The 24470-nt window shown below is 68.4% G+C and carries 23 protein-coding genes and 2 tRNA genes; 18 read left to right on the top strand and 7 right to left on the bottom strand.

Annotation, left to right across the window (positions count from 1 at the left end; genetic code table 11):
* Nucleotides 1-20 precede the first annotated feature (20 nt).
* From BM109_RS12060 to BM109_RS12040, 5 genes are all read left to right on the top strand, one after another.
* Nucleotides 21-1394, top strand: a complete 1374-nt coding sequence (locus BM109_RS12060; protein ID WP_093343052.1) for a DNA recombination protein RmuC — start codon at nucleotides 21-23, stop codon at nucleotides 1392-1394.
* On the top strand, nucleotides 1391-2569 hold the full coding sequence (locus BM109_RS12055; protein WP_093343051.1) for an MFS transporter: 1179 nt from the start codon (nucleotides 1391-1393) through the stop codon (nucleotides 2567-2569). Before BM109_RS12060 ends, BM109_RS12055 begins: the two co-directional genes overlap by 4 nt.
* 128 nt (nucleotides 2570-2697) lie before the next feature.
* Nucleotides 2698-4236 carry an MFS transporter gene (locus tag BM109_RS12050; protein WP_093343050.1) on the top strand — a complete coding sequence of 513 codons (1539 nt, stop codon included), beginning with the start codon at nucleotides 2698-2700 and terminating at the stop codon, nucleotides 4234-4236.
* Nucleotides 4237-4334: 98 nt separating this feature from the next.
* Complete coding sequence (locus tag BM109_RS12045) at nucleotides 4335-4790, top strand: hypothetical protein (protein WP_093343048.1); 456 nt, start codon at nucleotides 4335-4337, stop codon at nucleotides 4788-4790.
* A gap of 9 nt (nucleotides 4791-4799) precedes the next feature.
* Entirely contained in the window at nucleotides 4800-5501 is a 702-nt protein-coding gene (locus BM109_RS12040) for a TetR/AcrR family transcriptional regulator (protein WP_093343047.1), read from the top strand.
* Nucleotides 5502-5528: 27 nt separating this feature from the next.
* Here BM109_RS12040 and BM109_RS12035 read toward each other — a convergent pair whose 3' ends face one another.
* From BM109_RS12035 to earP, 3 genes are all read right to left on the bottom strand, one after another.
* The gene (locus BM109_RS12035) at nucleotides 5529-6395 is read right to left on the bottom strand and encodes an LOG family protein (RefSeq protein ID WP_093343045.1); all 867 of its coding nucleotides are present in this window, start codon (nucleotides 6393-6395) and stop codon (nucleotides 5529-5531) included.
* Between the two features lie 109 nt (nucleotides 6396-6504).
* Entirely contained in the window at nucleotides 6505-7059 is a 555-nt protein-coding gene (efp, locus tag BM109_RS12030; RefSeq protein WP_007830687.1) for an elongation factor P, read from the bottom strand.
* Nucleotides 7060-7231: 172 nt separating this feature from the next.
* Nucleotides 7232-8335, bottom strand: a complete 1104-nt coding sequence (earP, locus tag BM109_RS12025; RefSeq protein WP_093343044.1) for an elongation factor P maturation arginine rhamnosyltransferase EarP — start codon at nucleotides 8333-8335, stop codon at nucleotides 7232-7234.
* Nucleotides 8336-8432: 97 nt separating this feature from the next.
* Between earP and BM109_RS12020 the strand changes: the two genes are divergently transcribed.
* Nucleotides 8433-9887: a M20/M25/M40 family metallo-hydrolase gene (locus BM109_RS12020; protein WP_093343042.1), complete on the top strand. Its 1455-nt coding sequence runs from the start codon at nucleotides 8433-8435 to the stop codon at nucleotides 9885-9887.
* Nucleotides 9888-9911: 24 nt separating this feature from the next.
* Here the strand turns inward: BM109_RS12020 and ggt are convergent, their stop codons facing one another.
* The gene (ggt, locus tag BM109_RS12015; protein WP_093343041.1) at nucleotides 9912-11984 is read right to left on the bottom strand and encodes a gamma-glutamyltransferase; all 2073 of its coding nucleotides are present in this window, start codon (nucleotides 11982-11984) and stop codon (nucleotides 9912-9914) included.
* A 145-nt stretch (nucleotides 11985-12129) separates the two neighbouring features.
* Here ggt and uvrC point away from each other — a divergent pair, with 145 nt between their 5' ends.
* The 3 genes from uvrC (at nucleotide 12130) to BM109_RS12000 (ending at nucleotide 15658) form a co-directional block, all read left to right on the top strand.
* On the top strand, nucleotides 12130-14127 hold the full coding sequence (gene uvrC, locus BM109_RS12010) for an excinuclease ABC subunit UvrC (RefSeq protein WP_093343039.1): 1998 nt from the start codon (nucleotides 12130-12132) through the stop codon (nucleotides 14125-14127).
* Nucleotides 14128-14210: 83 nt separating this feature from the next.
* On the top strand, nucleotides 14211-14777 hold the full coding sequence (gene pgsA / locus BM109_RS12005; RefSeq protein ID WP_057590401.1) for a CDP-diacylglycerol--glycerol-3-phosphate 3-phosphatidyltransferase: 567 nt from the start codon (nucleotides 14211-14213) through the stop codon (nucleotides 14775-14777).
* Complete coding sequence (locus tag BM109_RS12000) at nucleotides 14774-15658, top strand: DMT family transporter (protein ID WP_093343038.1); 885 nt, start codon at nucleotides 14774-14776, stop codon at nucleotides 15656-15658. Before pgsA ends, BM109_RS12000 begins: the two co-directional genes overlap by 4 nt.
* Before the next feature lie 16 nt (nucleotides 15659-15674).
* Here the strand turns inward: BM109_RS12000 and BM109_RS11995 are convergent, their stop codons facing one another.
* On the bottom strand, nucleotides 15675-16622 hold the full coding sequence (locus BM109_RS11995; RefSeq protein ID WP_093343036.1) for a LysR family transcriptional regulator: 948 nt from the start codon (nucleotides 16620-16622) through the stop codon (nucleotides 15675-15677).
* A 70-nt stretch (nucleotides 16623-16692) separates the two neighbouring features.
* Between BM109_RS11995 and BM109_RS11990 the strand changes: the two genes are divergently transcribed.
* From BM109_RS11990 to BM109_RS11965, 6 genes are all read left to right on the top strand, one after another.
* Complete coding sequence (locus BM109_RS11990; RefSeq protein ID WP_093343034.1) at nucleotides 16693-17607, top strand: alpha/beta fold hydrolase; 915 nt, start codon at nucleotides 16693-16695, stop codon at nucleotides 17605-17607.
* On the top strand, nucleotides 17604-18689 hold the full coding sequence (locus BM109_RS11985) for a tartrate dehydrogenase (RefSeq protein ID WP_093343032.1): 1086 nt from the start codon (nucleotides 17604-17606) through the stop codon (nucleotides 18687-18689). The genes BM109_RS11990 and BM109_RS11985 overlap by 4 nt, the downstream gene beginning before the upstream one ends.
* Before the next feature lie 232 nt (nucleotides 18690-18921).
* Nucleotides 18922-19194, top strand: a complete 273-nt coding sequence (locus BM109_RS11980) for an HU family DNA-binding protein (protein WP_007830705.1) — start codon at nucleotides 18922-18924, stop codon at nucleotides 19192-19194.
* Nucleotides 19195-19232: 38 nt separating this feature from the next.
* Nucleotides 19233-19308 (top strand) — tRNA-Val (locus tag BM109_RS11975).
* A gap of 76 nt (nucleotides 19309-19384) precedes the next feature.
* Nucleotides 19385-21304, top strand: a complete 1920-nt coding sequence (locus tag BM109_RS11970; protein ID WP_093343030.1) for a SurA N-terminal domain-containing protein — start codon at nucleotides 19385-19387, stop codon at nucleotides 21302-21304.
* A gap of 116 nt (nucleotides 21305-21420) precedes the next feature.
* A complete protein-coding gene (locus tag BM109_RS11965; protein WP_093343028.1) occupies nucleotides 21421-22095 on the top strand; it encodes a histidine phosphatase family protein in 675 nt (224 codons plus the stop codon).
* A gap of 3 nt (nucleotides 22096-22098) precedes the next feature.
* Here the strand turns inward: BM109_RS11965 and BM109_RS11960 are convergent, their stop codons facing one another.
* Both BM109_RS11960 and BM109_RS11955 read right to left on the bottom strand, forming a co-directional pair.
* Nucleotides 22099-22431 carry a hypothetical protein gene (locus tag BM109_RS11960; RefSeq protein ID WP_093343026.1) on the bottom strand — a complete coding sequence of 111 codons (333 nt, stop codon included), beginning with the start codon at nucleotides 22429-22431 and terminating at the stop codon, nucleotides 22099-22101.
* Nucleotides 22432-22456: 25 nt separating this feature from the next.
* Complete coding sequence (locus tag BM109_RS11955; protein WP_093343024.1) at nucleotides 22457-22705, bottom strand: GlsB/YeaQ/YmgE family stress response membrane protein; 249 nt, start codon at nucleotides 22703-22705, stop codon at nucleotides 22457-22459.
* A gap of 204 nt (nucleotides 22706-22909) precedes the next feature.
* Between BM109_RS11955 and BM109_RS11950 the strand changes: the two genes are divergently transcribed.
* From BM109_RS11950 to BM109_RS11940, 3 genes are all read left to right on the top strand, one after another.
* Nucleotides 22910-23566, top strand: a complete 657-nt coding sequence (locus tag BM109_RS11950) for a YbhB/YbcL family Raf kinase inhibitor-like protein (RefSeq protein WP_093343022.1) — start codon at nucleotides 22910-22912, stop codon at nucleotides 23564-23566.
* Between the two features lie 77 nt (nucleotides 23567-23643).
* Nucleotides 23644-23719: transfer RNA gene (locus BM109_RS11945), tRNA-His, on the top strand.
* Nucleotides 23720-24075: 356 nt separating this feature from the next.
* Entirely contained in the window at nucleotides 24076-24423 is a 348-nt protein-coding gene (locus tag BM109_RS11940; RefSeq protein WP_093343020.1) for an H-NS histone family protein, read from the top strand.
* Nucleotides 24424-24470: the final 47 nt, after the last annotated feature.

Raw genomic sequence — 24470 nt, 5'->3', positions numbered from 1 at the left:
GAAAGCGCCCCGCGATCCCCTTGGAACTCACCGACTTGATTCTTCTGGCCCTGGCGGTCGTGGCCGTCATCCAGCTCGTGCTCCTCGTCTGGCTGCTGGCCCGCCGGGCGCCGCCGCCCGATCATGGCGAACTGCTCGCCGCCAACGAGCGCACCGAGCGCGAACTGCGCCGCGAGATCGCGGAGAGTTCGCGCGGCGCGCGGCAGGAAACCGCGCAGGCCTTCGCCACCTTCCAGCAGTCGCTGGTGATGCAGGGCGCGGAGGCCACGCGCACGCAGAACGCCCAGCTCGATGCCTTCGCGCTGCAGCTCGCCGCGCTGCAGAAGACGCTGGCCGACACGCTGGCGTCGCAGCTGCAGGGCCTGTCGGAATCGAATGCGCGCCGTCTCGCCGAGGTGCGCGCCACGATGGAAAGCCAGCTCACGCAACTGCAGCAGGGCAATGCCGCCAAGCTCGACGAGATGCGCAAGACCGTCGACGAGAAGCTGCAGAGCACGCTCGAGGCGCGCCTCGGCGAGAGCTTCCGGCAGGTGGCCGAGCGGCTCGAGCAGGTGCACAAGGGGCTGGGCGAGATGCAGACGCTGGCCGTTGGTGTCGGCAGCCTGCAGCGCGTGCTGACCAACGTGAAGACGCGCGGCATCTTCGGCGAGGTGCAGCTCGAGGCGCTGCTCGAGCAGGTGCTCACGCCCGAGCAGTACGCGCGGCAGGTCGAGACCAAGCCGCGCAGCGGGCAGCGGGTGGACTTCGCGATCCGCTTCCCGGGCCGTGGCGACGAGGGCGCGCCGGTCTGGCTGCCGATCGACGCCAAGTTTCCGCGCGACGACTACGAGCGCCTGATCGAAGCCCACGAGCAGGCCGACGCGGTGGCGGCCGAGCTCGCCGCCAAGGCGCTCGAGGCGCGCATCCGCGCCGAGGCCAAGTCCATCGCCGAGAGCTACCTCGCGGCGCCGCACACCACCGATTTCGCGATCCTCTTCCTGCCGGTCGAGAGCCTCTACGCCGAGGTGCTGCGGCGTCCGGGCCTGATGGACGCGATCCAGCGCCAGCACCGCGTGACCCTGGCCGGCCCGACCACCTTGCTCGCGATGCTCAACAGCCTGCACATGGGCTTTCGCACGCTGGCGCTCGAGCGCCAGGCCTCCGAGGTCTGGAAGGTGCTGGGCGCGGTCAAGACCGAGTTCGAGCGCTACGGCGAGTGGGTCGAGCGTGTGAAGGAACAGGTGGCGAAAGCCTCTGACACGCTCGACAAGGCCGATACGCGCGCCAGGCAGATGCGCCTGGCGCTGCGCAAGGTCGAGGCGCTGCCCGAGGGCCAGGCGCAGGCGCTGTTGCCGCCGCTGGCCGCGGGCGCCGAAGGCATCGACGCCGATCCCGACACCGGCGGCAAGCCGTGAAGGGCAGCGAACTACTGCGCGTCATCGGCGCGCAGGTCTGCCTCCACGCCACCATGGCCGGCATGCGGCTGGCCACGCCGCTGCTGGCGCTGCAGCAGGGCTACAGCGCGGCGGCCGTCGGCGTGCTGATCGCGCTGTTCGCGCTGACCCAGGTCTTCCTCGCGCTGCCGGCCGGGCGCTTCGCCGACCGCCACGGTTTCAAGCGGCCGCTGCTGCTGTCGGTGATCGCGGCCTCGCTGGGCGCGGGGCTGGTCTGGGCGTTCCCGGTCTTTCCGGCCATGTGCGTGGCGGCGCTGCTGACCGGTGGCGCCACCGGCGCGACCGTGATCGCGCTGCAGCGCCACGTGGGCCGCTCGGCCACCACGCCGACCGAGCTCAAGCGGGTGTTCAGCTGGCTCGCGATCGCGCCCGCGGTGGCGAACTTCGTCGGCCCGTTCCTGGCCGGCCTGCTGATCGACCACGCGGGCCGCGCGGCGGCCGACATGCTGGCCTTTCGCGTCTGCTTCGCCGCCATGGCGCTGCTGCCGATCCTGTGCTGGCTGATGGCGCGCGGGGCGCACGAGCCGCCGCCCACGCCGCCGCTGCCCGGGGCCGTGCCCACGCGCGCCTGGGACCTGCTGCGCGAACCGATGTTCCGCCGCCTGTTGTTCGTGAACTGGCTGCAGTCCTCGAGCTGGGACGTGCATGCCTTCGTGCTGCCGGTGCTGGGGCACGAGCGCGGCATCAGCGCCTCGGTGATCGGCTCGATCCTCGGCGCCTTCGCGATCGCGGCGGCCGTGATCCGCATCGTGCTGCCGGCGATCGCCTCGCGCGCTTCCGAGCGCAGCGTGATCTTCGTCTCGACCCTGGTCACGGTCGGCGTCTTCCTGGTCTACCCGTTGCTGCCCTCGGCCCTGAGCATGGGCGTGTGCTCGGTGGTGCTGGGCTTCGCGCTCGGCGCGGTGCAGCCGATGGTGATGAGCATGCTGCACCAGATCACGCCGCACAGCCGCCACGGCGAGGCGCTGGGGCTGCGGCTGATGACCATCAATGCCTCGAGCGTGGCGATGCCGATGCTGTTCGGCTCGCTGGGTGCGCTGATCGGCATCGGCGGCGTGTTCTGGGTCGTGGGCGGGGTGGTGGCGCTCGGTGCGCGCGCCACCTGGGGCTTGAAGGTGAGGGAGGAGGGGCATTGAACGGCGCGGAAGCCACTGCCGCCTTCCGGGAGACCCTGATCCAAATAAGATTAATTCTCATCTGATTGACAAGATAGTGACTTGAAGTCAGTATCGCCGCCTCTTCAACGAATCCCGAAGGCGGTCCCATGGACTCCCCATCCCGGGCGGCGATCGACGATCCGCGCCGCCGGCTCGCGCTCGTCGCCGCGGTCTATCTCGGCAGCTTCATCGCCACGCTCGACGTGAGCATCGTCAACGTCGCGCTGCCCACCCTGCAGCGCGCGCTCGCCACCGACCTCGCGGGCCTGCAGTGGGTGATCGACATCTACGCGCTGTGTCTGTCGGCCTTCATGCTCTCGGCCGGTCCGCTCGGCGACCGTTACGGCCGCAAGCGCGCCTGGCTGGCCGGCGTGGTGGTGTTCACCGTCGGCTCGGCGATGTGCGCCATGGCCGGCACCCTGAGCACGCTGCTGGCCGGCCGCGCGGTGCAGGGCATCGCGGGCGCGCTGCTGATCCCGGGCGCGCTGTCGATCCTGGCCCATGCCTTTCCCGAGCCGGCGAGCCGCGCGCGCGTGATCGGCGGCTGGTCCTCGTTCACCGCGATCTCGCTGATCCTCGGGCCGATGCTCGGCGGCCTGCTGGTGGACCACACGGGCTGGCAGAGCATCTTCCTGATCAACCTGCCGATCGGCCTGCTGACCGTGGGCCTGGGGCTCTGGGGCATCCGCGAGACCTCGCATCCCGAGCATGCGGCGCTCGATCCGGCGGGGCAGGTGCTCAGCGTGCTGTGGCTCGGGGCGCTGACCTTCGGGCTGATCGCAGCCGGCGAGCACGGCTGGCTGTCGGGGCGCACCACGGTATCGCTGGCGCTGGCCGCGCTCGGGCTGGTGCTGTTCCTGGCGGTGGAGGCGCGCGTGCAGCGGCCGCTGCTGCCGCTGGGCCTGTTTCGCGACGCGCGCTTCTCGGTCACCAACTTCGCGTCCTTCGTGCTGGGCTTCTCGGCCTATGCGAGCCTGTTCTTCTTCTCGCTGTTCCTGCAGCAGGTGCAGGGCTGGTCGGCCACCGACACCGGCTGGCGCATGGTGCCGCAGTTCGTCGCGACCGGCATCGTGTCCTCGCAGTTCGGCCGGCTGTCGCGGCGCCATGGCGTCCACGCGCTGATGGTGGCGGGCTACGGCCTGATCGGCACCGCGATGCTCGCGATGACGCTGCTGGCGGCCGACACGCCCTACGTGGTGCTCGCGCTGCTGTTCGTGGTGCTCGGCGCCGGCACGGGGCTCGCGGTGCCGGCCACCAGCACGGCGGTGATCGCCTCGGTGCCGGCGCAGCGCTCGGGCATGGCCTCGGCCACGATGAATGCGCTGCGCCAGGCCGGCATGCTGATCGGCATCGCACTGCTCGGCACCTTGATGAGCGGCCGCGCCACCGCGCTGCTGGCGGCGGCACTCGAGCGCAGCGGCCTGCCGGCGGCGCGCGCGCAGGAGATGGCGGTGGCCGCCGTGGCGCGGCACGACACCGCCGCGCTGGGCGCGCTCGATCCTTCGCTGGCCCATGGCCTGGTGTCGGGTGCGCTGGCCGGCGGCTTCCATGCGGCCGTGGCCTGTGCCGGGCTGGCCGGCCTGCTGGCGGCCGGGCTGCTGCTCGGCGTCAGGCCGCGCACCGCCGCGGTGCCGGCCCGCGCCTGAGGAGCGTCTCTCCAATGCCCGCCGCGCGCGTGCCGCTGCGCCTGTCCGCGCGTCGCCTTCCCGTTCTTCGTTCCCGGACCGTCATCAAGGAGTTGTCCATGATCCATCACGAACTCGGCCAGTGGCCGCTGGTCATCAGCGTGTCTTCGGGGTTGCAGACCCTCGAGGACATGCAGGTCTTCACCGAGGACTGGAACCGCTGGCTCGACCGTGGCGAGCCTTTTGCCTCGCTGCGCGTGTTCGCCGACGCCGACGCGCTGGTGCATCCCGAGGGCAGCGCGCAGAGCGCGAAGCAGTGGCTGCAGGCGCGCGGCGCCGACATCCGGCGCCATATGATGGGCATGGCCAGCGTGGTGCCGCCCGATCAATACGAGAAAATCCGCAAGATGAATGTCGAGAAGCTCTTCGGCGTGCCGGCCGACACCTTCGCGCGCACCGACGAGGCCATCGCCTGGCTCGGCGAGCGCGTGCTGGCGCCGCGCGGCCTGGCGCTCGACGCGGCCGCGGTGAACGCGGCCATCGCGGCGGCACGTGCCGCCGCAGCCACAACCTGAGGGAACCGAATGACGACGGGGCGCCGCACCATCACTTCTTCCACGCCCGATGCGGCGGACCCGTCACCGCCTTCGGAGGCGTCCGAACCGCGCCGCCGCGTCAAGGCGCCCGAAACCCGCGCCGCGGCGCTGATGGACGCGGCCGAGCGGCTGTTCATCGAGAAGGGCATCGCCACCACCAGCATCGACGACATCGCGGCCGGCGCGCAGGTGGCCAAGGGCACCTTCTATCTGTACTTCCCGTCGAAGGAGGCGCTGCTCGGCGCGCTGCAGCAGCGCTTCGTCGACAGTTTCTGCGCGCGGCTGCAGGAGGCAATGGACCGTCATCGTCCCGAGGACCACAATGGCCGCATCAAGGCCTGGGTCGAGACGGGGCTCGAGACCTACCTCGACAACGTCGCGCTGCACGACGTGGTGTTCCACGAGTACCGGCCCGAGGACCGGCGCATGCGCAACGACAACGCGGTCATCACGCAGCTGGTCGGCCTGCTCAAGCATGGCGACGCGGCGGGCGTGTGGGAGGTCGAGGACCCGACCCTCACGGCCGTGATCCTGTTCAATGCGCTGCACGGCGTGGCCGACGATGCCGTGGCCATGGGCCTCGCGACCGGGCCGGGGCCCGAGCGGCGCCGGCGCGCCAAGGCGCTCACGCGCTTCTTCGAGCACGCGCTGCGGCCCGATGACGACGATGGCGACGACGAGGCCGCCTAGTCGAGGCGCGGCCCGCGCCCGCTCGGATCAGAGCTTGTAGAAGCGCTTGATCGCTTCCCACGCGTCTTCGGGCGCATCCACGTACTCGAAGAGCTTGACGTCGCCGGGCGAGATCACGCCTTCGTCGACCAGGAAGTCGAAGTCGATCAGGCGCTTCCAGTAGTCCGAGCCGAACAGCACGATCGGCACCGGCTTCGACTTGCGCGTCTGCACCAGCGTGATCACCTCGAACAGTTCGTCGAGCGTGCCGAAGCCGCCCGGGAACGCCACCAGTGCCTTCGCGCGCATCATGAAATGCATCTTGCGGATCGCGAAGTAGTGGAACTTGAAGCTCAGCGCTGGCGTGACGTAGGGATTGGCCGCTTCCTCCATCGGCAGCGCGATGGCCAGGCCGACCGACAGGCCGCCGGCCTCGTGCGCGCCGCGGTTGGCCGCCTGCATGATGCCGGGGCCGCCGCCGGTGCAGATGAAGAGCTTGTCCTGCGGCTCCTTGTTCTCGCTGTGGCGCGCGACCAGCTTGCCGAAGGTGCGCGCCTTCTCGTAGTAGTGCGAACTGCGCGCCAGCCGGCGCCAGCGCTCGGCCGCGGCGGTGTCGCCGGCCTTGTCGGCCTCGACGATCAGCGCGGCGGCTTCTTCCTCGCTGCGGAAGCGCGCGCTGCCGAAGACCACGATGGTGTTCTCGATGCCGTGGGCGCGCTGCTCGATGTCGGGCTTCATCAGCTCGAGCTGCATGCGCACGCCGCGGGTTTCGCGGCGCAGCAGGAACTCGGGATCGGCGAAGGCGATGCGCGAGGGATCGGGATCGAGCGGCAGCCCCTTGTCGGCATGGGACTGGAGCGTGGCCCAGGCATCGGCGAGGCGCTTGTCGTGAAGGTCGTGCGTGCTGTTGGTCATAAGGATGGGATTGTGCAGCGCGGGATTCGTTGCGTGCGGACGGGCCGCAAAGACAAAAGGCTCCTTGCGGAGCCTCTTGCGGGTGGTGGTCAGCCGGGGAAGGCGGCGCTCAGACGCGCTTGCGGTATTCGCCGGTGCGCGTGTCGATTTCGATCTTGTCGCCTTGCGAGACGAACAGCGGCACGGGCACTTCGAAGCCGGTGGCGATCTTGGCGGGCTTCAGGACCTTGCCCGAGGTGTCGCCCTTGACAGCCGGCTCGGTCCAGGTGATTTCGCGCTCGACGCTGGTCGGCAGTTCGACCGAGATGGCCTTGCCGTCGTAGAACACCACTTCGACGGCCATGCCGTCTTCGAGGTAGTTCAGGGCGTCGCCCATGTTCTCGGCTTCGACTTCGTACTGGTTGTAGTCGGCATCCATGCAGACGTACATCGGGTCGGCGAAGTAGGAGTAGGTGCAGTCCTTCTTCTCGAGCACGATCTGGTCGATCTTGTCGTCGGCCTTGAAGACCACTTCGGTGTTGAAGTTGGCGATCAGGCTCTTCATCTTCATGCGCACGGTGGCGCTGTTGCGGCCGCCGCGGCTGTATTCGGTCTTGAGCACGACCATCGGATCCTTGCCGTGCATGATGACGTTGCCGGCGCGGATTTCTTGAGCGATTTTCATATCAGGGTCTCTGGATGTAAGCCGCTCGGTGCGCGGGGTTTCCAGAATCCGGGCAGGAGTGCCGGTTGGAAAAAGCCCCGCGGTACATGTCCCGCGGCAGGTTCAGCGGAGTGCATCTCGAACCCCCAGGAATTTCCCAGGATCCGGGCCGAAATCCGCAAAGCCCGCTATTTTAGCTTTTTCCGGCGACGAAATGCTGCAGTTGGGTCACGAGATCGTCCTGCGCGAGCAGGCGCTCGCGCCCTCGGGTCACGGCAAGACGCCATTCTTCGCCGATGTCGGCGAGCGACAGGGTCGCGTTGCCGAAGCCGTTCCAGGCGTGGTGGAAGCGCCGCATCGAGGCCGGCGCTTCCAGCCAGTCGAGCCAGGCGTTCAGCTTCACGTGGTGCGCGTCGTCGTCCTGCGCATAGATCTGCCAGACCAGCGGCGCGCCGGCCCAGAGGGCGCGCACCAGCGAATCCTCGCCGCGCACGAAATTCAGGTCGCAGGCCCAGAGCAGGTGGTCGAAATCGGGCTGGTCGAGGGGCGGCAGGTATGAAATCGATAGCGCACTCGCATGGCTGGGCGAGCGTTCGAGCCATTCCGTACTCGAAAGGCAGGCCTTGACGGCCTCGGTCGCCCGGCCCGGCGTCACCAGCAGCCGGGTCGGCGTGCCGTCATCGGCCAGTTGCGCCAGCAGCGCCGCCAGGGCCGGCGGCTCGTAGCAGAACAGCGACACCAGGCGTTCGCCTTCGCGCCAGGGCAATTGCCGTTGCGCGAGCCAGGCAGCGCGATCGAAGGTCGCGCGCCGCCGGGCCAGGTCCGGTTCGCGCAGCAGGCCGCCGGTGGCCTGGGTGAAGCCTGGATAGAAGAAGCGCTTGGTGAGCCCGGCGCCCGGTTCCCTGAAGACCGGCGAGGGCAGGCCATGCAGCCGCTCCACATAGGGTTCGGCCGAGAGGTATTCGAGGTTGATCCAGGCGCGCGGGGCGCCGTCGGCGGCCGAGGCTGCGGCGAAGCGCGCGATCAGCGCGGGCGCCGGGTCGCAGCCGAAGGCCTCGATCAGCACCTGGGGCGCCGGCTCGGCCGCGGCCGCGCTCACCGCGGCCGGATCGCTCCAGTCGATCACGCGCACGCCCGCACAGCCTTCGGGCGCCATCCAGGCCAGCGCGCTGGCGTCGTCGACCCAGAGCCGCACCTGTTCGCCGAGGCCGGCGAGCTGGCGTGCGAGCCGCCAGCAGACGCCGAGGTCGCCATGGTTGTCGATGACCTTGCAGAAGATGTCCCAGTCGCGTTGCATGGCCGCGAGTGTGCACCTTGCGCCTTTCTTCTGAATGGCCCTCGCGCGGGGCCGTCGCTATGCTGGCCGCACACCACAACCACAACGGAGAGAGCTAATGAGCCTGAAGAAGATCCGCGCCCGCCATCCCGGCGCCGCCTTGCCTGCGACCTCGCGACTGCGCACGTTGCGCAGCGCGCTGGCTCTGTCCCTCGCGCTCGGCGGCCTCGCCACGGCGGCGGCCCAGACGCTCACGCCGCAGCAGCAGCGCTTCCGCGAGATCTACAAGGAGCTCATCGAGATCAACACCACCCACTCGGTGGGCGACAACACGCAGGCCGCGCGCGCGATGGAAAAGCGCCTGGTCGAATCGGGCTTCGCACCCGGCGATATCCAGATCTTCGAACCCTTCCCCAAGAAGGGCAACCTCGTGATGCGCTTCAAGGGCGATGGCTCGAAGAAGCCGTTGCTGCTGCTGGCCCACATCGACGTGGTCGAGGCCCGGCGCGAAGACTGGAAGACCGACCCGTTCAAGCTGCAGGAGTCGGGCGGCTACTTCACGGCACGCGGTTCCATCGACGACAAGGCGATGGCCTCGGCGCTGGTGTCCGTGCTCGGCCAACTGAAGCAGGAGGGCTTCAAGCCCAGCCGCGACATCATCCTCGCGCTGACCGCGGACGAGGAACGTGGCGATGCGCTGAGCAACGGCGCCTTCTGGCTCATCAACAACAAGCCCGAGCTGCTGCAGGCCGAGTTCGGCATCAACGAGGGCGGCGGCGGCGAACTGCGCAACGGCAAGCCGAACCTGCACCGGCTGCAGGTGGCCGAGAAGATGTACACCACCTACATGCTCGAGGCGCGCGACGTCGGCGGCCACAGCTCGGTGCCGACGAAGAACAACCCGATCTACGCGCTGTCGGCCGGCCTGGAGCGGCTCGGCAACTACGCCTTCCCGATCAAGCTCGCCGACGTCACGAAGACCTATTTCGCGCGCAGCGCGCCCTTCGCCACCGGCCAGCTGGCCGAGGACATGCGCGCCATCGGCACCGGCAACCCCGACGCCGGCGTGCTCGAGCGCATGACGGCCAACCCGGCCTACAACGCCCAGCTGCGCACCACCTGCGTGGCGACCATGGTGCAGGCCGGCCACGCCGAGAACGCGCTGCCGCAGTCGGCCAAGGCCACGGTCAACTGCCGCATCCTGCCGCACGACGATCCGGACGAGGTCGAGCGTTTGCTGACCCAGGCCGTGGGCAACGACAAGATCGTGGTGCGCAACCTCGGCAAGCCGCTGCGCAGCCCGGCGTCGCCGCTGCAGGGCGACCTGGTGAAGACGGTGGAGCGGCTGACCGAGCAGATGTGGCCGGGCGTGCCGGTGATTCCCGCGATGAGCACGGGCGCCACCGACAGCCGCTTCCTGCGCAATGCCGGCATTCCGATGTACGGCGTGACCGGCATGTTCCTCGAGCCCTCGGATGCGCGCGCCCACGGGCTGGACGAACGCATCGAGATCCAGCGGCTCTACGACGGGCGCGAGTTCCTCTACCGGCTGGTGAGCGAACTCGCGAAGTAGGCGCCGCCGGGCTTCGGGCCCGGATCAGGGCGTGAAGGTATCGCCGAGCACGATGCCTTCGCGCCGGGGATCGGCGCCGCCCGTGAGCACTGGCTGGCCACCCACGTTGGTGCGGATGATGGTGCTGATGCCGCTGGACTGGGCGCCGAAGTTGACCGTGTGGCCGAGTGCGCGCAGGCCGGCGATCAGCGGATCGTTGTTGCCCGAGTTCGAGGTGTCGATGGCGGGGTGTTCGCCGCCCACGTTGGTGGGCGAGAACTTGTCTTCGGCTTTCGCCTTGCTGTTGGTGGCGCCGAAATCGACCAGCGAGGTGGCCTGCTGGGCATCGAGGCCCCAGTCGAGCGCGCCGACCAGCGTCTTCACCACGTACTGGATGATCGTGCCGCCGCCCGGGGAGCCCGTGCCCATCACGAAATCGCCCATGCTGCCGTCGGCGTTCTTCTTGAACACCAGGGTTGGCGCCATCGTGCTGCGTGGGCGCTTGCCCGGCTCGACACGGTTGGCAACCTTGATGCTCGGATCCTTGGCGTCGTTGGGGTCGGCCGAGAAATCGGTCAGCTGGTTGTTCAGCAGGAAGCCCTGGGTCATGTGGAACGAGCCCATCGAGGCTTCCACCGTCGTGGTCATCGTCACCACGTTGCCCTGCTTGTCGACCACGGTGAAGTGGGTGGTGCCGCGCTCCTCGGTCTTGTCGATGCCCCGCGGTACGTTGTCCAGGTTGCCGGGGTCGGCCAGACCCATGCTCTTGGTCAGGCTGATCAGGCCTGCTCGCTCCTGCAGGTAGGACTTGCGAAGCATCTTGTCGGGCGAGCCACCAGGCAGCGGTACGAAGTCGGTGTCGGCCACGTACTTGTCGCGGTCGGCATAGGCCAGGCGCTCGGCTTCGCTCACGAGGTGCACGCCCATCACGCTGGGCTTGCCGCCCTCGAGGTCGATGGCCGTCGGCTTGTACTGGCCCATGTTGAAGTTCTCGAGGATGCCGAGCGCCTGCACCACCGCGATGCCGCCCGAGGAGGGCGGCGACATGCTGCAGATGTAGTAATCGCGGTAGGTGCCGCAGACCGGATCGCGGCGCTTGGCCACGTAGTTCGCCATGTCGGCCATGGTCGTCTTGCCGGGTGTGATGGCCGAGCCGTCGACGGCCTTCGAGACCGCGATCTTGTCGACGATGCCCTGGGCGATCGCGCCGGTGTAGAACGCGTCCGCGCCTTGCGTAGCGAGGGTCGTGAGGGTCTTGGCATAGGCCGGGTTCCTGAGCCGCGTGCCCAGCGCCTTCGGCGTGCCGTCCTCGTTGAAGAAATAGGCGGTCGCGTCGGCGTCGCGCTTGATGTCGGTGGCCGCGCCGGAGATGGCCGTGGCCATGCGGCCACCGATCGGGAAGCCGTCGGAGGCCAGCGTGATGCCGTAGCCGAACAGATCCTTCCACGGCAGCTTGCCATGGTCCTTGTAGGCGATGTCGAGCATGCGCACGGCACCGGGCGTGCCGATGGAGCGGCCGCTCGCGCGCAGCCGCGAGGTGGGCTGCGGCGGGTTCTTGTCGCTGACGTCGTCGATGTAGCGCAGGTAGTTCTCGGTGGCTGCGGCGGGCGCCATCTCGCGTCCGTCGTAGGCCTGCACCTTCTTGGTCTTCGCGTCGTAGTGCAGCATGAAGGCGCCGCCGCCCAGGCCGCTGGACTGCGGCTCGACCAGGCCCAGCACCACCTGCACCGCCACCGCGGCGTCGACCGCGCTGCCGCCGGCCTTGAGGATGTCGCAGCCCGCGCGCGTGGCCAGCGGATGGTTGGCCACCACCATGTAGTTCTTGGCATAGACCAGCTTGTGGCCGACCACGTAGCCCGAGGCCGGTTCGGGCGCGGCCGGGTCGCCGGGGTCGCCCGAGCCCACCGTCACCGGCGTGCCGCTGTCGCCGATCAGGCAGCCCTTGTCGGCCGCCGGGGGAGGCGGCGCCGGCGGGTTGGCCGCGTTGATGGCGGCGATCGCCGCGATCAGCGCCGCGTTGTCCTGCCCGCCACCACCGCCGCCGCAACCGGCCACGGCCAATGCGAGCGCCAAGGGCGAAAGCGCCCGCCAGCCCAGCGGCTGAATCTTCTTTGTCATGGAGAGTTTTCCCGAATAGTTTTGATGGAACGACGCGGGCGCTCCTCGTGCCCGCATCCCATCATCTGCAGATTCCGTTCCACCCACCTCGGGGTTTGCGCGGGGCCGGCCATGGCACCCGCCGCCGCGCGCCACAATAGCCGCCATGTCAGACGTGCATTCCGATCAACTGCTCAGCGAAGTCGCGGCCCTGCCGCAGCTGCCGGGCGTCTACCGCTACTTCGACGCGGCCGGCGCCGTGCTCTACGTGGGCAAGGCGCGCAACCTCAAGAAGCGGGTCGCCAACTACTTCCAGAAGAGCCACGGCGGCACGCGCATCGGCCACATGATCTCGAAGATCGCGCGCATGGAGACCACCGTGGTGCGCTCCGAGGCCGAGGCGCTGCTGCTCGAGAACAACCTCATCAAGACGCTCAAGCCGCGCTACAACATCCTGTTTCGCGACGACAAGAGCTACCCCTACCTGAAGATCGCCTCGCACCAGTTTCCGCGGCTGGCCTACTACCGCGGCGCGGTCGACAAGAAGCACCGCTACTTCGGGCCGTACCCGAGCGCCTGGGCCGTCAAGGAGTCGATCCAGCTGCTGCAGAAGGTGTTCAAGCTGCGCACCTGCGAGGACACGGTGTACGCCAACCGCACCCGGCCCTGCCTGCTCTACCAGATCAAGCGCTGCACCGGTCCCTGCGTGGGCCACATCTCGACCGAGGCCTACGCGCAGGACGTGGCGAGCGCCGAGGCCTTCCTGCGCGGCGACACGCAACTGGTGCTCACCACGCTCGAGCAGCGCATGACCTCGCATGCCGAGAAGCTGGAGTTCGAGCAGGCGGCCGAGCTGCGCAACCAGATGTCGGCCATCTCGCGCGTGCTGCACCAGCAGTCGATCGAGATCGCCTCCGACAAGGACGTCGATATCCTCGCGGTCAAGGTGCAGGGCGGCAAGGCCTGCGTGAACCTGGCCATGGTGCGCGGCGGCCGTCACCTGGGCGACCGGCCCTATTTCCCGGTGCACGTCGAGGATGCCTCGCTGATGCAGCATGGCGAGCTCGACAACGACGAGGGCGAGGGCGAGGGCGAGGGCGCCGTGCCCGCCGTCACCGATTCGGTCGAGGTGCAGGTGCTCGTAGCCTTCATCGCGCAGCACTACATCGACGTGCCGGTGCCGGCCACTTTGGTGCTCAGCGAAACCGTGGGCCGTGAGCTGATCGAGGCGGTGTCGCTGCAGTCGGGCACGCGCGTGACGGCCGTGTTCCAGCCGCGCGAGCAGCGCCGCCACTGGCTCGAGATGGCCGAGAAGAACGCCAGCCTGCAACTAGCGCGGCTGCTGGCCGAAGAGGGTTCGCAGCAGGCCCGCACCCGCGCGCTGGCCGATGCGCTGGAGCTCGCGAGCGACGACCTCGACAACTTCCGCGTCGAGTGCTTCGACATCTCGCACACGGCGGGCGAAGCCACGCAGGCCTCGTGCGTGGTGTTCGAGCACCACGCGATGCAGAACAAGGAATACCGCCGCTACAACATCGACGGCATCACGCCCGGCGACGACTATGCGGCGATGCGCCAGGTGCTCCATCGCCGCTACGGCAAGCTGGCCGAGGCGATGGCGGCCGAGACCGAGGCGCTGCCGCCCGGCGATGCCGAGAGCGAAGGTGCAGAGGGCGTCGAGGGTGCGGCGGCTCCGGTGCGAGCCCGCGGCGCGCGCATGCCGGAGCTGGTGCTGGTCGATGGCGGCAAGGGCCAGGTGTCGATGGCGCGCGAGGTGTTCAGCGAGCTGGGCCTGCCGCTGTCGCTGATCGTCGGGGTCGAGAAGGGCGAGGGCCGCAAGGTCGGCCTCGAGGAACTGGTGTTCGCCGACGGCCGCGAGAAGGTCTACCTGGGCAAGGATTCGGCGGCGCTGATGCTGGTGGCCCAGATCCGCGACGAGGCGCACCGCTTCGCCATCACCGGCATGCGCGCCAAGCGCGCCAAGGTGCGCGTGGGCGGCAGCCAGCTCGAGGACATCCCGGGCATCGGCCCGAAGCGCCGGGCCCGTCTGCTGCAGCGCTTCGGCGGCATCCGCGGCGTGGCGGCGGCGAGCGTGGAAGACATCGCCTCGGTCGAGGGCATCGCCTTCGACCTGGCCGAGGAAATCTACCGTGCGCTGCACTGAACTTGACGGCGCGGGAGCAGGCCGCCGGCACGGCTTTGCCCCCGTTCTCGAATCCATCGTTTTCGCGTGACACAATCGAGCGCATGTTCTGGACCCTGCCGACCATCATGACCTGGACGCGCATCGTCGCGATCCCCCTGATCGTCGGCGTGTTCTACCTGCCCATCGCCGACCCGATGCGCAATGTGATCGCCACGGTCATGTTCATCGTGTTCGCGGCCACCGACTGGCTCGACGGCTTCCTGGCGCGCAAGCTCAACCAGACCTCGGCCTTCGGCGCCTTCCTCGATCCGGTGGCCGACAAGTTCCTGGTCTGCGCCTCGCTGCTGGTGCTGGTGCACCTGAACCGGGCCGACGTGTTCGTGGCGCTGATCATCATCGGCCGCGAGATCGCGATCTCCGCGCTGCGCGAATGGATGGCCCAGATCGGCGCCAGCAAGAGCGTGGCAGTGCACATGATCGGCAAGGTCAAGACGACCGTGCAGATGGTCGCGATCCCGTTCCTGCTCTACGACGGGCAGCTGTTCGGCTTCATCGACACCGGCCTGTGGGGCCAGTGGCTGATCTGGGTCTCGGCCGTGCTCACCGTGTGGTCGATGGTCTATTACCTGCAAAAGGCCATTCCCGAGATCCGGGCCCGGGCCAAATGAGCGCCGCCTCAGCCCGCGAGGCGGGCTGGTTGCGGGCCATGCCCGCGGTCTTCGTGCTGATCTGGAGCACGGGCTTCATCGTCGCGCGCTACGGCATGCCGCATGCGCCGCCCTTCAAGTTCCTGGCCGTGCGCTTCGTGCTCTCGTTCCTCTGCTTCGGCCTGTGGGTCGCGCTGGCGCGCGTGGCGTGGCCGTCGACCCGGGCGCAGTGGGGGCACCTCGCGGTCACCGGCATCCTGATGCAGGCCGGCTACCTCGGCGGGGTCTGGGCCGCGGTGCGCGCGGGCATGGGCTCGGGGCTGGTCGCGCTGCTGGTCGGTATCCAGCCGGTGCTGACCGCGATCTGGATGTCCTTCAACGGCGGGCGCGTGTCGCCGCGGCAGTGGCTGGGCCTGGCCCTGGGTTTCGCGGGGCTGGTGCTGGTGGTGTGGCGCAAGCTGGGTGACGGCTCGGAGGTCAATGCCGAGACCATGAGCCTGGCGCTCATGGCGCTGGGGGCGATCACCGCGGGCACTCTCTATCAGAAGCGCTTCGTCGCGCCCTGCGACGTGCGCAGCGCCAGCGCGGTGCAGATGGCGGCGGCCGTGGTCGTGACCTTGCCGTTCGCACTGCTCGAGCCCGAGGCCATCGCGTGGAACGCGCATTCGATCGGCGCGATGGCCTGGTCGGTGCTCGCGCTCTCGCTGGGTGGGAGCTCGCTGCTTTACATACTGATCCAGCGCGGCACCGCGACCGCGGTCACGAGCCTGCTCTACCTGGTGCCGCCTTGCACGGCCCTCATGGCCTGGCTGCTGTTCCGCGAGCAGATCACGCTGGCCACGCTGCTGGGCACCGCGCTCACGGCGGTGGGCGTGAGCCTGGTGGTGCGCGCGGCCCGCTGAGGCTCGGGGCTTTCGCCTAGCGCGCTGGCTTCCAGGGCTCGCCACGAAAGCGTTCGGCCAGGTGGTCGACCAGCAGCCGCACCCGCCGCGGCGTCTTCGGCCGCCAGGGCGCGATCCAGTGGATGTCGGCATCGGGCATCGCGTACTGTGGCAGCACCCGAACCAGCGTGCCCGAGGCCAGCTGCGGCGCGATGTCCCAGAGGCTGCGCAGCATGATCCCGTGGCCCGCCAAGCACCAGTCGCGCACCATCTCGCCCGAGTTGCTCGACAGCGGCCCCTGCACCCGCACGCGCGCCGTGCTGCCGTCGCGGCCGTGCCGCAGCGACCACAGCGCATATTCCTGCCGATGGAGCTCGCCGTTCTCGCGCGCGACCAGGCAGTCGTGCGCTGCCAGGGCCTCGACGCTGGCCGGCGTGCCGCGGCGCGCGAGGTAGGAGGGCGACGCCGCCAGCACGCGCTGGTTGCGCGCGATGCGGCGCGAGACCCAGTCCGAGGCGTGGCGCTGCTGCACCGCCCACAACCACAGCGCACCGTCGTAGCCTTCGGCGCCGAGGTCGGGCAGGCGCTCGGTCAGTTGCAGCTCGATGCGCAGGGCCGGGTGGCCAGCCTGGAACTCCGCCAGGGCCGGACCGAGCCAGCGCCGGCCGAAGCCGAAGGTGGCGGCCAGCCGCACCGCGCCCGTGAGCTCGTTCTGGCGCTCGCCGAGTTCGCCCTCGAGCGCCGCGAAGCCTTCGAGCAGTTGCTTCGCGTGCCGGCACACGGCCTCGCCTTCGGCCGTGACACTGAGCCGCCGCGTGGTGCGGTCGAACAGCCGCTGGCCCAGCCGCGCCTCGAGCGCGCCGAGCCGCTTGGTGACCACCGAGGGCACGACGTCGAGCGCGCCGGCCGCGCCCGCGAGGCTGCCGTGTTCGCGGATGGCGAGCGCCAGTGCCAGGTCGCCGCGCTCCAGTGCCAATGAATTCATGCCAGAACGGAAAGTATGAATTGGCCGATTGTTGCTTGATGGACCCGGGTGCGCAACGCACAATCGCCGCGTGACCGCCTCCTTCCTCGACTTTCCCGTCTTCGACATCGAACGCGATGGCGTGCGCGTGCATGGCCGCATCGGCGGCAGTGGGGCACCCCTGCTGCTGCTGCACGGACACCCGCAGACGCACGCCATCTGGCACCGTGTCGCGCCCGCGCTGGCCGAGCGCTTCACCGTGGTGGCGATCGATTTGCGCGGCTACGGCGATTCGGGCCGGCCTGCCGCCGATGCCGCGCACGAGAACCACAGCAAGCGCGCGATGGCGCTCGATGCGCTCGCGGCGATGCGGCATCACGGTTTCGAGCGCTTCGGCGTGCTCGCGCACGACCGCGGCGCGCGCGTGGCGCACCGGCTCGCGGCCGACCATCCGGCGGCGGTCGAGCGCATGCTGCTGCTCGACATCGCGCCCACGCTCGCCATGTACGAGCACACCTCGGAAGCCTTCGCGCGCGCCTATTGGCACTGGTTCTTCCTGATCCAGCCGCCGCCGCTGCCCGAGGCGCTGATCGCCTCCGATCCGGTGCGCTACGTGCGCAGCGTGATGGGCGGGCGCCATGCGGGGCTCGCGCCCTTCGCGCCCGAGGTGCTCGCGGAGTACGAGCGCTGCGCGGCCATCCCGGGCAGCGCCGAATCGATCTGCGAGGACTACCGCGCCTCGGCCGGCATCGACCTCGACCACGACCGTGCCGACATCGCCGCGGGCGCGCGGCTCGCGATGCCGCTGCGCGTGCTGTGGGGCGCGCACGGCGTGGTCGGCCGCGCCTTCGACGTGCTGGCGCTGTGGCGCGAGCGCGCCGACCGGGTCGAGGGGCATGCGCTGCCCTGCGGCCACTACGTTCCCGAGGAGGCGCCGGGCGAACTGCTCGCCGAGGCACTCGACTTCTTTGCACCGCTCATCCCATCGGAAGGACCCAGACCATGACCACCCACAGAATCGCAGTCATCGCCGGCGACGGCATCGGCAAGGAAACCACGCCCGAGGGCGTGCGCGTGCTCGATGCGGCGGCGCGCAAGTTCGGCATCGACCTGAAGTTCGACCACTTCGACTTCTCGAGCTGGGACTACTGCGAGAAGCACGGCAAGATGCTGCCCGACGACTGGAAGGACCAGATCGGCGGTCATGACGCCATCTTCTTCGGTGCGGTCGGCTGGCCCGAGAAGATCGCCGACCACATCTCGCTGTGGGGCTCGCTGCTGCTGTTCCGCCGCGAGTTCGACCAGTACATCAACCTGCGTCCCGCGCGCCTGATGCCCGGCATCGTCGCACCGGTGGTGCGCCGCGACGGCTCGCCGCGCCAGCCCGGCGAGATCGACATGTACATCGTGCGCGAGAACACCGAGGGCGAGTACTCGAGCATCGGTGGGCGCATGTACGAAGGCACGCCGCGCGAGATCGTGGTGCAGGAGACCGTGATGTCGCGCGTGGGCGTGGACCGCGTGCTCAAGTTCGCGTTCGAACTCGCGCAGTCGCGGCCGAAGAAGCACCTGACCAGCGCCACCAAGTCGAACGGCATCTCGATCACCATGCCCTACTGGGACGAGCGCGTGGCCGAGATGGCGAAGGCCTACCCGGGCGTGACGCTCGACAAGTTCCACATCGACATCCTCACCGCGCACTTCGTGCAGCGGCCCGACTTCTTCGACGTGGTGGTGGCGAGCAACCTGTTCGGCGACATCCTGTCCGACCTGGGACCGGCCTGCACCGGCACCATCGGTATCGCGCCGAGCGCCAACCTCAACCCCGAGCGCACCACGCCCTCGCTGTTCGAACCGGTGCACGGCTCGGCGCCCGACATCGCAGGCAAGGGCATCGCCAACCCGATCGGCCAGATCTGGTGCGGCGCGATGATGCTGGAGTTCCTCGGCCACAAGGACGCGCACGACGCGATCCTGTCGACCATCGAGAAGGTGCTCGCGCCCGGAAGCGGTGCGCCGCGCACACCCGATATCGGTGGCAAGGCGAGCACCAGCGACCTCGGAAAAGCGATCGCCGAGGCCTTGTGAGACGGCCGCGGCCCCGGCGGAAAAAGGTCTTCGCGAAACGCCCCTAGAATCGCGCGCTCCGCTGCGCCGCACGGGCTGATGTCGTATTGACACCCCGCAGGCCAGTGGTTGTAATCCCCGATGGCAGCGCGCTGCCGGGGCGTCAGGCCTGCCAAGCTTCTGCGTCGCACCACGTCGCGACCGACTCGCCAGCCGACGAAAGCCGACCAACTTTTTTCTACAAGGGGCCCTTGTGAACAAGACCGAACTGATTGAGCACATCGCAAAGAACGCCGATATTTCCAAAGCAGCCGCCACGCGCGCGCTCGAATCCACCATCGGCGCCATTCGTACAACGCTCAAGAAGGGCGGCTCCGTGTCGCTCGTCGGTTTCGGTACTTTTGCAGTCGGTAAACGTGCAGCCCGTACGGGTCGCAATCCCCGCACCGGCGACGCGATTAAAATCAAGGCCGCCAAGATTCCGAAGTTCCGTCCCGGCAAGGCCCTCAAGGACGCGTTGAACTAAGTCGACGACGAGAACTCGGAAGAAAAGTATTCCCGGTGGGGTGCTTAGCTCAGCTGGTAGAGCGGCGCCCTTACAAGGCGTAGGTCGGGGGTTCGAGCCCCTCAGCACCCACCACCACCCGATGCAAAGGCGAACAACGGTTCGCCTTTTTTATTGCCGTCCGACAGCCACCGCATGAGAGTGTTCAAGCATGTTTGATTTCTTCCGCAAGTACAACAAGATCATGATGATTGTCTTGTTCTTGCTGATCATCCCGTCGTTCGTGCTGTTCGGCGTCGAGCGCTACCAGGGCTTTTCCAAGGACGAGGCCGTCGCGCATGTCGATGGCGCCAGCATCACGCGGCCCGAATGGGATGCGCAGCATCGCGTGGAAACCGACCGCATCCGCCAGCAGTCGCCCAACGTCGACCCGCTGGTGCTCGACTCCGATGCGCTGCGCTACGCCACGCTCGAGAAGATGGTTCGCGACCGCGTGCTGACGGTGGCGGCCAACAAGGCCAACATGACGGTCTCCGAGGAGCGCCTCTCGCGCATCTTCGCGCAGGATCCGGGCCTCGCGACCTTCCGCACGCCCGAGGGCAAGTTCGACCGCGACGCCTTCCAGCGCGTGACCGGCCGCACCCCCGAGCAGTACGAAGCGTCGATGCGCGCCGAGCTCGCCACGCAGCAACTGTTGCTGGGCGTGTCGGGCACCACCTTCACGCCGCCCGCGCTGGCCGCCGCCACCATCAACGCCTTCTACGAGCAGCGTGAGATCCAGGTGTCGCGCTTCGCGCCCGAGGGCTTCGCGTCGAAGGTCACGGTCAGCGATGCCGACATCGAGACCTACTACAAGGACCACACGTCGCAGTTCCAGGCGCCCGAGCAGGCGAGCATCGAGTACCTGCTGCTCGACCTCGAAGCAGCCAAGAAGAACGTGACGGTCAACGAGGCCGAGCTCAAGAGCTACTACGACCAGAACACCTCGCGCTTCGGCACCAAGGAAGAGCGTCGTGCGAGCCACATCCTGATCACCGCGGCCGCCAGCGCGCCGGCGGCCGATCGCGCCAAGGCGAAGGCCAAGGCCGAGCAACTGCTGGCCGACGTGCGCAAGGCGCCCAACACCTTCGCCGATGTCGCGCGCAAGAACTCGCAGGATCCGGGCTCGGCCGAGAAGGGCGGCGACCTCGACTTCGTCACGCGCGGCGCGATGGTCAAGCCTTTCGAAGACGCGATGTTCGCGTTGAAGAAGGGCGAGATCAGCAACGTCGTCGAGACCGAGTTCGGCTATCACATCATCCGCCTGGACGACATCAAGCCGGCCGTGGTGCCTCCGTTCGAGCAGGTGCGCGCCACCCTCGAGAACGACTACCGCGCCCAGCAGGCCACGCAGGAGTTCGCCAAGGCTGCCGAGACCTTCACCGATGCGGTGTACCAGCAGCCCGACAGCCTGAAGCCAGCGGCCGAGAAGCTCAAGCTCACGATCCAGACCGCGACCAACATCGGCCGCACGGCCGCACCCGGTGCGACCGGACCGCTCGCGAGCCGCAACTTCCTGAGCGCGCTGTTCTCGCCCGATTCGCTGAGCCGCAAGCAGAACACCGAAGCGATCGAGGTCGGCACCAACCAGCTCGCCTCGGGCCGCGTGACCCAGTACTCGGCCGCGCATCCGATTCCGCTGGCCGACGTGAAGGACAAGATCCGCGCACAGCTCGTCACCGAGCGCGCCGCCGCCCTTGCGAAGACCGAGGGCGAGGCCAAGCTCGCGGCCTGGACCACGAAGGCCGACGGCGCCAACTTCGCGGCGCCCGTCACCGTGTCGCGCATCGATGCGAAGGCGCAGCCGGGCGTGGTGGTCGAGGCCGCGCTGCGCGCCGACGCCGGCAAGCTGCCGACCCTGGTCGGCGTCGACCTCGGCACGCAGGGCTATGCCGTGGTGCGTGTGACCAAGGCCGTGCCGCGCACCGCGCCGACGGCGGAAGTCGCCAAGCAGGAGAACGCGCAGGTCGGCCAGTCGATCGCCGCCGCCGAAGACGCCGCCTACTACAACCTGCTGAAGGACCGCTACAAGGCCGAGATCCTGGTGCCGCGTCCCGCGACCGACGGACTGCCGTTCGCCGGCGCACGCTGACCGGGTCGCGCCGCGAGGCGCTTCCTCTTCCCTTCGCGGGCCGCCTTGTGCGGCCCGTTGCTTTTTCCGTCTCGCGTGGGACAAGCGCCGCGGTCGCTTCTTGCCAGAATCCGCGCATGGGAACTCTCTACCTCGTGCGCCATGGCCAGGCCAGCTTCGGCGCGGCCGACTACGACCACCTGAGCGAACTGGGCCACAGGCAGTCCGTGCGGCTCGGCGAGTACTGGCGCGAGCGCGGCATGCGTTTCGACGCCGTGATCACCGGCACCTTGCGCCGGCATCGGCAGACCTGGGAAGGCATCGCGCAGGGCCTCGGTCTGACGCGCAACGACGTGCTGCCATGGCCCGGCCTCAACGAGTACGACAGCGAGGCGGTGATCGCGACCATCCACGAGGGCAAGCTCGAGAAGCCCGATTCGCCCGAGATGTACCGGCATCACTTCCGCCTGCTGCGCGAAGGGCTGGGCGCGTGGATGCAGGGGCGCACGAAGCCGGTCGGCATGCCCAGCTACGTGGACTTTCTCGCGGGCGTGACCACCGCGCTCGATCACGTGCGCGACAAGCACCATGGGGCCAAGGTGCTCGTGGTGTCGAGCGGCGGGCCGATCAGCACGGCGGTGGGCCATGTGCTGGGCACCAGCGCCGAGACCACGATCGAGCTCAACCTGCGCATCCGCAACTCGTCGGTGACCGAGTTCGCCTTCACGCCCAAGCGCCACATGCTGGTGACTTACAACACGCTGCCGCATCTCGACGGGCCGGCGTACGAGGACTGGGTTACCTACTCCTGAAGCTCAGGCCTGCCAGACGCCGTAGCCCGCCTTGCGCAGGGCGATGCCGAGCTCGACTTCCATCGAGCGCGCGTCTTCATAGTTCATCGGGTTGTAGCGCTCGTAGAGCGCGGGCAGCAGGTGCAGGCCGTAGTCCTGCACGAAGCTGTTGGCCTGGATGCCGGCCTTGTGCTTGTCGAAGCGGATGTCGGGATCGAGCCCGGTCATGCCCACGTAGACGAAGGGCTTGCCGAGCTGGTAATCGGGATTGGCGCGCCGGAAGCGGCCGATGTTCCAGACGCGGTCGTCGAGTTCGACCACGTAGACATGGTGGTGCGCGCGGGGTTTGCGTGGCATCGGCCCCGCCCGATGGCCTGGCGGCTCAGCTCTTGCGCTTGATGAGGCCGTAGAGGATCAGCAGCACGATCGCGCCGAGCACCGACGCGATGAAGCCGGCGCCCTGGCCGGCGGTGTACCAGCCGAGCGACTGGCCGACGTAGGTGACGATCAGCGAGCCCGCGATGCCGATCAGCGTGGTGACGATGAAGCCCGCGGAGTCGTCGCCCGGCTTGACGGCGCGTGCCACCAGACCTACGACGAAGCCGATCAGGATGGTCCAGACGATGCTCATGAGTGATCCCTTTGGTTCGTGAATGAAGCGGCGCCCGCATGGCAGGGCGCGGCCATGATAGCGGCCGGATGCGCCGCGCGGGCGCTGCGAAAGCGCGTGCAGACGAATCGGGATGCAAGGCTGCGCGATTTGGCGCCGACGGCTGCGGCCGGCCCGCTGTGGCGTCCTACAGGGCTGCGGCGAACGGGACGCTATACCCTTGGCATGCTCGAAAAGTTGCCCGAAGTCATCGGCCAGGCCCTTCACGGCGTGCGTGCCGGCCTGGACAAGATCGTTTTCAACACGCTCGGCCTGCGCGAAGGCATGGCCACTATTTCGCTGACCAGCCTGGCCTTTGCCGATCACGCGCCGATTCCGCCGCGCTACACGGCCGATGGCGAAGGGCTGTCGCCGCCCCTGCAGTGGGAGGGCGTGCCGCAAGGCACCGCCTCGCTGCTGCTGGTGGTGGAGGACGCGGATTCGCCCACGCCGAACCCGCTGGTGCATGCCATCGTCGTCAGCCTGCCGCCCGGCGACACCCGGTTGGTCGAGGCGGCGCTGCCGAGCCAGGGCAACGAAGGGCAGGACACGGTGCATGCCGGGCGCAATTCCGGGCTGCAGGCCGCCTGGCTGCCGCCCGATCCGCCGCCCGGGCACGGTGTGCATCGCTATGCCTTCCAGCTGTTCGCGCTCGACCGGGCACACGAGTTCTCCGTGGCGCCCGGGCGGGACGAGGTGGTCGACGAACTGAAGGCGCATGCGATCGCCAGCGGCCTGCTGATCGGCACCTTCGAACGGTCGGATGGTTCGATCCGGCAGAAGGACGCCGCGCACGAGGAGGCGCCGCAGGTGGCGCCTTCCGGCCCGCTGGCGGCGGGTTGAGTGGGCCGCGCGCATCATTCTTTCAAACCGGGGTCGGGCGCGCGGCTTTTATGGCTATAATCGTGGACTCTATTACGGTGGCTGTAGCTCAGCTGGTAGAGTCCCAGATTGTGATTCTGGTCGTCGTGGGTTCGAGTCCCATCAGCCACCCCATATGAATTCCGAAGAAACGGCCCTGGAGCGATCCAGGGCCGTTTTTCTTTTGGGGCGCGGCTATAGCGCCTTTTGCATGCAATGCCGGGCCGGGCATTTCTTTCCTGCTTCCGAATAGGCGCGAGCGAGCCGAAACGGGCCACGGCGGTACCGCGGCATTCAATTTCTTCGCTGTGCCATTGCAGCCGAGCGTTCAAAACCCTGGCCCAGCCTTCGATCTTGCCCAAGAACGGGGCGTTTTACCCCCTCGGCTGTTGTAAAACGCCAAGCGGCCCGGATTTTTCTGCTCGGGTTTGCTCAAAATCAATTGCAAACTGAATTAAACTGCGGGCGTTTTCATTTACAGGAGTTCGCCAATGGCCTCGACGCTCGCAGATATCAATTCCCAGATCCAGAAGCACGACGAACAGATCGCGCAATTGCGCAAGCAGGCCGAAGAACTGCGCAACCATGAACGTGCCGGGGTGATCGAGGAGATTCGCAAGAAGATCGCCGACTATGGTCTGACCGCGTCGGATTTGAAGCTTTCGGCCGGCCGTGCCGTTTCCGTCAAGCGCGCCGCCAGCACGCCGGCGCCCAAGGCCGCCGCCAAGTACCGCAGCCCGACCGGCGAAACCTGGTCCGGTGGCCGTGGCCGCAAGCCGCGCTGGGTGACCGAGGCGCTGGCCGCCGGCAAGTCGCTGACGGATTTCGAGATCAAGTGAGCGTGGTGCGCGAACACGCGCTGGCCGACTCCGCAATAAAAAAGCCC

It is taken from the genome of Variovorax sp. PDC80 (assembly GCF_900115375.1).
Lineage (GTDB): Bacteria > Pseudomonadota > Gammaproteobacteria > Burkholderiales > Burkholderiaceae_C > Variovorax.
The sequence above is the reverse complement of the archived record's forward strand: the minus strand, read 5'-3'. Positions and strand labels throughout refer to the sequence as shown.